At 68.4% G+C, this 7,499-nt stretch carries 7 protein-coding genes; 5 read left to right on the top strand and 2 right to left on the bottom strand.

The genetic code is table 11. The features are described from left to right. The first annotated feature begins 63 nt into the window (after window positions 1-63). From ACIA1L_RS29905 to sthA, 4 genes are all read left to right on the top strand, one after another. The gene (locus tag ACIA1L_RS29905; RefSeq protein ID WP_396076353.1) at window positions 64-894 is read left to right on the top strand and encodes an alpha/beta fold hydrolase; all 831 of its coding nucleotides are present in this window, start codon (window positions 64-66) and stop codon (window positions 892-894) included. A gap of 8 nt (window positions 895-902) precedes the next feature. After that, complete coding sequence (locus tag ACIA1L_RS29910; RefSeq protein WP_396076354.1) at window positions 903-1,262, top strand: hypothetical protein; 360 nt, start codon at window positions 903-905, stop codon at window positions 1,260-1,262. 145 nt (window positions 1,263-1,407) lie between these two features. Next, window positions 1,408-1,977, top strand: coding sequence for a hypothetical protein (locus ACIA1L_RS29915; protein ID WP_396076355.1), 570 nt, complete (start codon window positions 1,408-1,410; stop codon window positions 1,975-1,977). A gap of 40 nt (window positions 1,978-2,017) precedes the next feature. Beyond that, window positions 2,018-3,421, top strand: coding sequence for a Si-specific NAD(P)(+) transhydrogenase (sthA, locus tag ACIA1L_RS29920; RefSeq protein WP_396076356.1), 1,404 nt, complete (start codon window positions 2,018-2,020; stop codon window positions 3,419-3,421). On the opposite strand, the gene ACIA1L_RS29925 is transcribed toward sthA, so the two are convergent. Continuing rightward, entirely contained in the window at window positions 3,418-4,305 is an 888-nt protein-coding gene (locus ACIA1L_RS29925) for a GNAT family N-acetyltransferase (RefSeq protein ID WP_396076357.1), read from the bottom strand. The two genes, sthA and ACIA1L_RS29925, sit on opposite strands and share 4 nt — an antisense overlap. Before the next feature lie 92 nt (window positions 4,306-4,397). Here ACIA1L_RS29925 and ACIA1L_RS29930 point away from each other — a divergent pair, with 92 nt between their 5' ends. Next, the gene (locus ACIA1L_RS29930; RefSeq protein ID WP_396076358.1) at window positions 4,398-5,543 is read left to right on the top strand and encodes a phytase; all 1,146 of its coding nucleotides are present in this window, start codon (window positions 4,398-4,400) and stop codon (window positions 5,541-5,543) included. Between the two features lie 480 nt (window positions 5,544-6,023). On the opposite strand, the gene ACIA1L_RS29935 is transcribed toward ACIA1L_RS29930, so the two are convergent. Beyond that, a complete protein-coding gene (locus tag ACIA1L_RS29935) occupies window positions 6,024-6,899 on the bottom strand; it encodes a hypothetical protein (RefSeq protein ID WP_396076359.1) in 876 nt (291 codons plus the stop codon). Between the last annotated feature and the right edge of the window lie 600 nt (window positions 6,900-7,499).

The raw sequence follows: 7,499 nt of genomic DNA on the forward strand, positions 1-7,499 counted from the left end.
AGTCCGGGTCGCCCGGCCGGTCTACCCCTATGTCAGACAGCACGAAGCACACGAGGAGTCGTCATGAGCACCAGCCAGTGGACCGCCGACAGCGCCGGCTCGGGCGAGTACGCGGACGTCAACGGCATCAACCTGTACTACGAGACGTACGGAACCGGGAGTCCGCTGGTCCTCCTGCACGGTGGCCTAGGTTCGGGCGAGATGTTCGGCCCGCTGATCGGCACCTTCGCCGAGCAGCACCGGGTGATCCTGGTTGACCTGCAGGGCCACGGCCGGACAGCCGACGTCGAACGGCCGCTGAGCATCGAGACGATGGCCGACGACGTCGCCGCCCTCATCGACCACTTGGGCCTGCAGCAGCCGGACGTGGTCGGCTACTCGCTGGGCGGCGGGGTCGCGCTGTTGACCGCGATTCGGCACCCGGAGAAGGTGGGCCGGCTGGTCTCGGCGTCGGCCGGCATCCGCCGCAGCGCCACGTACCCGGAGATCCTCGAGCAGCAGGGCCAGGTCACCGGCGCGGCCGCCGAATTCATGAAGGAAACCCCGATGTACGAGCTGTACCAGCGGGTGGCGCCCCGACCGGAGGACTTCCCGAAGCTGCTGGACAAGATCGGCGAGGCAATGGCGAAGGACTTCGACTACACGGAGGAGGTCCGTGGCCTGCGGGTGCCGACCCTGATCATGGGCGCGGACGCTGACCTGGTCCCGCCGAGCCACTTCGTGGAGATCTTCGCGTTGCTCGGCGGCGGCGCCCGGGACGCCGGCTGGATGGGCGAGGGGCGGCCCGAGGGCGGCCACGCGCTGGCGATCCTTCCTGGACTGACGCACTACAACCTTTTCCTGTCCCCGCTATTCGCGCAGACCACCCTGGCCTTCCTCGCCCAGGAGAAGTAACGTGATTTATGGCCTTCATTGAGTGGGGCGCATTCTTCTTCGGTGCCGTCATCGGGTGGAACACCTACTTCATCAACCGGTATCGCGGCTCCGTCAAGCTGCTCGACCTGTTGTCCCTGGTCGGTGCGGTCGGCGGAGGCGCGATTCTAGCGCTCTTCCCGGAGCAGTCCCGCCTGTTCGCCGCGTACGGAATCGGGCTCTTCACGGGTTTCGGGGTCTATTTCCTGCTGCTTTTGATCTTCGTTTTGGCCCAGCGCAAGAACGGCTGGTCGCTGGCTTTCTTCCTGGACGGCCGCCGGCCCGCGCTCGGCGACGATCAGGAGCGCGACGGCACCCACCCGATGCTGACCCACCGGGCAGCGCCCTAGCTCCGTGACAGTCCGTCATTAGAGTGCAACCGTGGGGGGTGGGTACCGGACGTTCGGGTAATCCGCCTCCCCGCTCCGGGCATTTCCCCGCACGGGTGGGCGAACCTGCTGGTGACGGCCCACCGGCCGTGCCACGGTGGTGGGCGTGACCAGGTTGACGTGGGACTTCTCGAAAGATCAGACCGATGCGGGCTGGCGCTCGATGTCGCTGCTCGCTCGCCTCGTCCAGCGTGGCGGGCACCCCGCGGCGGTAGCGCCGACCGTCGCCCTGCACCCCGACGAGGACGAGTACGGCGCGTTCCCCGTCGACCGGCTCGCCTACTTCGCCGCTGACGTCGACTACACGAGCGGCATCTTCGCCAGCGGCGCGTACTTCTTCACCAGCAACGGCTCCGCCACACAGGGCCGCACCCGGGCCGGCTGGCGGCGGGTGGGCCGGCAGGCCGCCACGATCACCAGCCAGCGACTCGTCCTGCGCGGCGACGACGGCGAGCAGGAGTACGAGTTCCGCGACCTGATCATGATCCAGCCCAACCCGCTCGACTGGTCGGTCAACCTTTACTTCCAGGGCGCCCAGCCGATGATGCTGCGCAGCCCCTGGGTCCCGTGGATGACCGTGGTCATGTCCGCCGAGCTCTACGGCTCGCCGTGGCCGCCCGGACACATCCCGGACGCCGACCTGCCGATCAAGGCATTGTGCGAAAAAGCCCCGTAGTTCCGTGCGGGCGCCGCCCACCCCTGCCAGTCTGAGCTGTGTGAACGACTACGACCTGGTGGTCCTGGGCTCCGGGCCCAGCGGGCAGAAGGCCGCCATCGCCGCGGCCAAACTCGGCAAGCGGGTGGGCATCGTCGACCGCCGGGACATGATCGGCGGGGTCTGCATCAACACCGGCACGGTCCCGTCCAAGACCCTGCGCGAGGCCGTCCTCTACCTGACCGGCCTCAGCCAGCGCGACCTCTATGGCAGCAGCTACCGCGTCAAAGACGAGATCACCGTCTCCGACCTGGCCGCGCGCACCCAGCACGTGATCAGCCGGCAGACCGACGTGATCCGCAACCAGCTGGCCCGCAACCGGGTCGCGATGATCACCGGCACGGGCCGGTTCGCCGACGCGCACTCGATCTGGGTGGATAGCGGGGACGGCCGGGACACCAAGGTCAGCGCCGAGACGTTCATCATCGCTGCGGGCACCCGCCCGGCCCGCCCGGACAGTGTGGACTTCGACGACCGCACCATCGTCGACTCGGACGGCGTCATCAACCTCGAAGCCGTACCCCGCAGCATGGTCGTGGTCGGCGCGGGCGTCATCGGCATGGAGTACGCCTCGATGTTCGCCGCCCTCGGCACCAAGGTCACCGTCGTCGAGCGCCGCGACCGGATGCTCGACTTCTGCGACGAGGAGATCGTCGAGTCCCTCAAATATCACCTGCGGGATCTGTCCGTGACGTTCCGCTTCGGCGAGGAGGTCGCATCGGTCGAGAAACACCAGACCGCTGCCCTCTGCATCCTGCGCAGCGGCAAGAAAATCGTCGCCGACACCGTCATGTACTCCGCCGGCCGCCAGGGCCAGACCGACGACCTGGCCCTGGAAGCAGCCGGCCTCACTGCCGACCGTCGCGGCCGCATCGAAGTCGACAACAATTTCCGTACGGCCGTAGACAACATCTACGCCGTCGGCGACGTGATCGGCTTCCCCGCACTCGCCTCGACGTCCATGGAACAGGGGCGGCTCGCGGCGCACCACGCCTGCGGCGAACCGGCCCGCGACATGCACCAGCTCCAGCCGATCGGCATTTACACCATCCCCGAGATCAGCTTCGTCGGCGCGACCGAGGACGAGCTGACCGAGAAGTCGACGCCGTTCGAGGTCGGCATCGCCCGCTACCGCGAACTCGCCCGCGGCCAAATCGTCGGCGACTCGTACGGCATGCTCAAACTCCTGGTCTCCCCCACCGACGGCCGCCTCCTCGGCGTCCACGTCTTCGGCACCGGCGCCACCGAGATCGTGCACATCGGCCAGGCCGTGATGGGCTGCGGCGGCACGGTCGACTACCTCGTCGACGCCGTCTTCAACTACCCGACCCTCGCTGAGGCGTACAAAGTCGCGGCCCTCGACGCCTCCAACAAGATCCGCAACATCACCCGCATCGACGGCTAACCGAGTTCCTTCTCCAAGAAGACCTGGTTGTACGGTGAACCGTCAAAGGGCGCGATCTCCCGATATCCGCTGCTGCGATACAACGCGATCGCCTCGGTCAGGACCAGATGCGTCCCGAGCCGGATCGTGGTAAACCCGTGCGCCGCCGCGTCCGCCTCGATCTCCTGCAACAGCCGCCGCCCCAAGCCGATCCCCCGCGCGCGCGAACTCACCCACAGGTGCCGCACCTCGGCCACCTCCGGCCCCAGCCGCCGCCACGCCACACAACCGACCGCCCCACCGTCCTCCCACGCCACCAACAACATCAGCTGTCCCGGCGGTGTCAGAGTCGTGACATCGAAGCCTCCCGGAAACCGCTCCTGCAACTCCGCCGCGTACGTCCACAGGCACTCCCGCGCCACCTCCGTGGCGTCGTCGACCTGCACGATGTCGATCGCGGCCAGCCGGAGCAGACGCCGCAGCTGATCCTGGGCGGCAATCAACCGCTCCCGCTGCACCGGCGACAACGGCTCCAGCAACGCGTGCACGGATTCCCGCGAACGCGTGTCGAGGTCGGCCAACTCCCGGACGCCGTCCTGGGTCAGACACGCGATCCGAACCCGGCGGTCACCCGGCTGCTCGGCGACTTCGACCAGCCCCTGCGTCTCCAGCGAGCGCAGCAGCCGGCTCAGATAGCCTGAGTCCAGTCCGAGCCGCGCCCGGAGCTCCCGGACCTCGACTCCGTTGCTCCGCAAGGATTTCATCGCCTTCGCACCGGCACCGATCTCGAAGAGAAGCCGGGCCTCCGCCAGCGGGCGTTGCAGTCCGAGGTACCGGTCGGTCAGAACTCCCATCCGCCGGGTGTAATAGCGGTTGAAGTCCCGTACCAGTTCGACCTGGTCCATGCGGCGACCGTAACAGATCCTCTGACCCCGGTCAGAGGATTGCCATCCGGGGTTCACCCACCGGTCACGCTGATCGAGAACCGTCACTGCCCATGCGCCGTACTCTCGCTCTCACGATCGCCGGTGGGCTGCTCCTGACTGGCACTCCCGCCCATGCCGGCAGCGCCCACGCCCGGGATCGCACGATCACCGCGACCCTGGAAACCCCCGCCCTGTTCGACGACGAGGCCGGCGGCGACGCCGACGCCGACGATCCCGCGATCTGGGTGCACCCCACCGACCGCGCCCGCAGCCTCGTCATCGGTACGGCCAAGAACGCCGGCCTGCGCGTCTACAACCTCGCCGGCCGCGAGCTCCAGTCCATCCCCGCGGGCGACGGCGGCCGTTTCAACAATGTGGACGTCACGAGCCGCAACCTGGTCGTCGTCACCGACCGCGGCCGCGACCGGCTGCGCTTCTTCCGCATCGACCCGCGCACCCTGCGCCTCACCAACGTCACGGACCCCAACGTCCCGCTGCTCTTCGCGAAGGACGAGGCCGAGGTCGAGGACCAGGCCACCGGCTACGGCCTCGCCACATCCGGGACTCTGGCCGCAGTAAGCCGCCGCCACACCACCCGCCTCGGCTTTTTCACCATCCTCGACCACGGCGGCACAGTCACCTACACCCGCCGCGACACCCTCGACCTGCCCCGCGCCTTCACCCTGAAGAACGGCACCACCTGGACACCCTGCGCCGACCCGGGCGAAGACCCGCAAGTCGAAGGCATGGTCCTCGACCACAAAGCCAACGTCCTCTACGCCGGCCAGGAAGACGTCGGCCTCTGGCGCATCGACCTCAAAACCAAGAAGAAGACCATCGTCGAGTACGTCACCGAGTTCGGCGCCCCCTACACCCCGGACTGCACCCTGACCGGCCCCGGCGAAGGCGGCCGCATCCACGCCGACGTCGAAGGCGCCGCCATCTACGGCGACTACCTCCTGGTCTCCAGCCAGGGCGACAGCCGCTTCTTCGTCTACGACCGCCGCACCAACAAGCCCCGCACCACCTTCACCGTCCCCGACGGCCCCACCACCGACGGCGTCCAACACTCCGACGGCGCCGCGGTCACCTCGACTCCCCTGCCCGGCTTCCCGAACGGGCTCCTCGTCCTGCACGACGGTGAGAACAAGCCCGACAACAACCGTCCCAGCACCAACTTCAAATACCTGGACTGGCGCCAACTCGGCCTCTGCTAGGACCGTCTCCCGCCACGCTCCGGCCGCATCTCCCCTCCCCGAGCCGTCGTCGCCACGGCGCAGTGCGGGAGATGCGGGCCCGGGGCGGGCAAGCAGCTGGGTTGCGCCAAGCCACCGCGATACGGCAAGCCACCGCGATGCGGCAAGCCACCGCGATGCGGCAAGCCACCGCGATGCGGCAAGCCACCGCGATGCGGCAGCCACCGCGATGCGGCAAGCCACCGCGATGCGGCAAGCCACCGCGATGCGGCAAGCCACCGCGATGCGCCAAGCCACCGGGTTGCAGAGGCCCGCCGGGGTTGAGCCGGGTGATGGCCGCAGCGTGCGGCAAGCTCTCGGGGCGGGGCGTGCGCCGAGGGCCCCGCCGGGTGAGGCGAGCCGCGAGGGTGAGGCGAGCCGCGGTAGGGCGATTTAGGGTGTGGCGCCCGCCTGGAGGTGCGGTCCAGCTTCGCGTGATGGTGGCCCCGCGAGGAGGTGGGGCTAGCTCCGCGCGACGGTGAGAGCTGAGACGCCTGAGCTGACGTCGAGCTCGAAGCGGTCTTTGACGGACTCCCAGTTGGGGGCGGCGAAGACGAACCCGCCGGGCACCCCGTCCTGGGTTTGCCCGTCGATGGTGACTTTGCCCGCCCCATCCCGCGCCGAGACTCGCACCGGTGCAGTGCCGGCCAGCCGGACGAGCAGCAGACTCGCCCCGCCGCCAACTGTCACCTTCTGCGTGCCCGCAGCGGCCGGCAAAGCCACTTCCGCATTGCTGGTGCCAGCGCTGAGTTCCACATCCCCGCCGAGCTCCGCACCGGTGAGGTCAACAGCCTCATCGCTGGCGCCACCGCTCAACCGCACTTGCCACCGCACGTCTTTAGCGAGCAGCACGGTCACCAGCGCAGGCCCACTCTTCCCGGTGCCCCGCAGTCGACTCACTACCGACGTCCCCGCGCGGTTGGCCTGATCCTTCATCTGGCCTCGGCGCACTTCGACAACCGGCGCCACTTTGGCATCACCGGGCGTTGACACCTGGAACAAGTCGCCGCCAAGGTCGGCGACACTGACCCGGATGACATCCGAACCGTCTGCCAGCTCGAACAGGTGCGGCTCGGCCCGATATCCGGCACCCCCGCGTACCGTCTGATCCGGCTCCTTGGGCGCCGCCTGCCCGAATCCCGGCAACCCGAGCCCGGTCCCCGACCCGGGCCACGTGGCCGCCGGCGTCGGCTCGACGACGTCCTGCCCGGGCAGCACATAGTCAGGTCGGTGGGCAGGGTTGTAGTCCCGCCCGCCATCGTCAGCCATGGAACACCCGGCCATCGCCAGCACCGTCACCACAGCAGCGGCCCGCACCACCCGGACAATCATGTCCACCTAGTACCCGACCCCTCGGCTCAGCACACGGCACGTCCCATTCAGGAAAGTCAACCTACGCTTCCCCACCCAGGACCGCCATGCCCCACCACCGCCATGCCCCACCACCGCCATGCCCCACCACGACGACCAGCCCGCCAGACACGACCGCCGTCCGCTACCACGACGATCAGCCCGCTGTCCGCACGACCGCCATGCCCGCCACGGCGATCAGTCCGTTGCACGCCCCATTGTCCTGCCCTGCTGCCGCGAGCATCGGACCGCTCTAGGCCCGATCGCGACGCCCCGTCTAGGCACGATCGCGATGACCGCACACGGCCGACCAGCCCGCTGCACGCACATTCGCTATGTCTCCGCGTCGTCAGGCACCGGACACTCAGCCCACTCTGCGCACAATCGCAACCCTCGTGACGCCAACACGCCAGAACATACGTGCGCATACAGAAATGGCCGGCCGCATCGGGCCGGCCACCTGTTTCTCTTCCTGGATATGCAGAAACGCCCGCCCGAACCCTGTAAGGGTCGGGACGGGCGTTTCTCAAGTAAAGTCCGGCGGCGTCCTACTCTCCCACACCCTCCCGAGTGCAGTACCATCGGCGC

The organism is Actinoplanes sp. NPDC051859, from assembly GCF_044452725.1.
In the GTDB taxonomy this organism is placed as follows: Bacteria; Actinomycetota; Actinomycetes; order Mycobacteriales; family Micromonosporaceae; genus Actinoplanes.

What these genes read in the sequence shown, in the direction of transcription:
- ACIA1L_RS29905 (WP_396076353.1), top strand. Translation starts at nt 64, where the DNA reads ATGAGCACCAGCCAGTGGACCGCCGACAGCGCCGGCTCGGGCGAGTAC.
- ACIA1L_RS29910 (WP_396076354.1), top strand. Translation starts at nt 903, where the DNA reads ATGGCCTTCATTGAGTGGGGCGCATTCTTCTTCGGTGCCGTCATCGGG.
- ACIA1L_RS29925 (WP_396076357.1), bottom strand. Translation starts at nt 4,305, where the DNA reads ATGGACCAGGTCGAACTGGTACGGGACTTCAACCGCTATTACACCCGG.
- ACIA1L_RS29930 (WP_396076358.1), top strand. Translation starts at nt 4,398, where the DNA reads ATGCGCCGTACTCTCGCTCTCACGATCGCCGGTGGGCTGCTCCTGACT.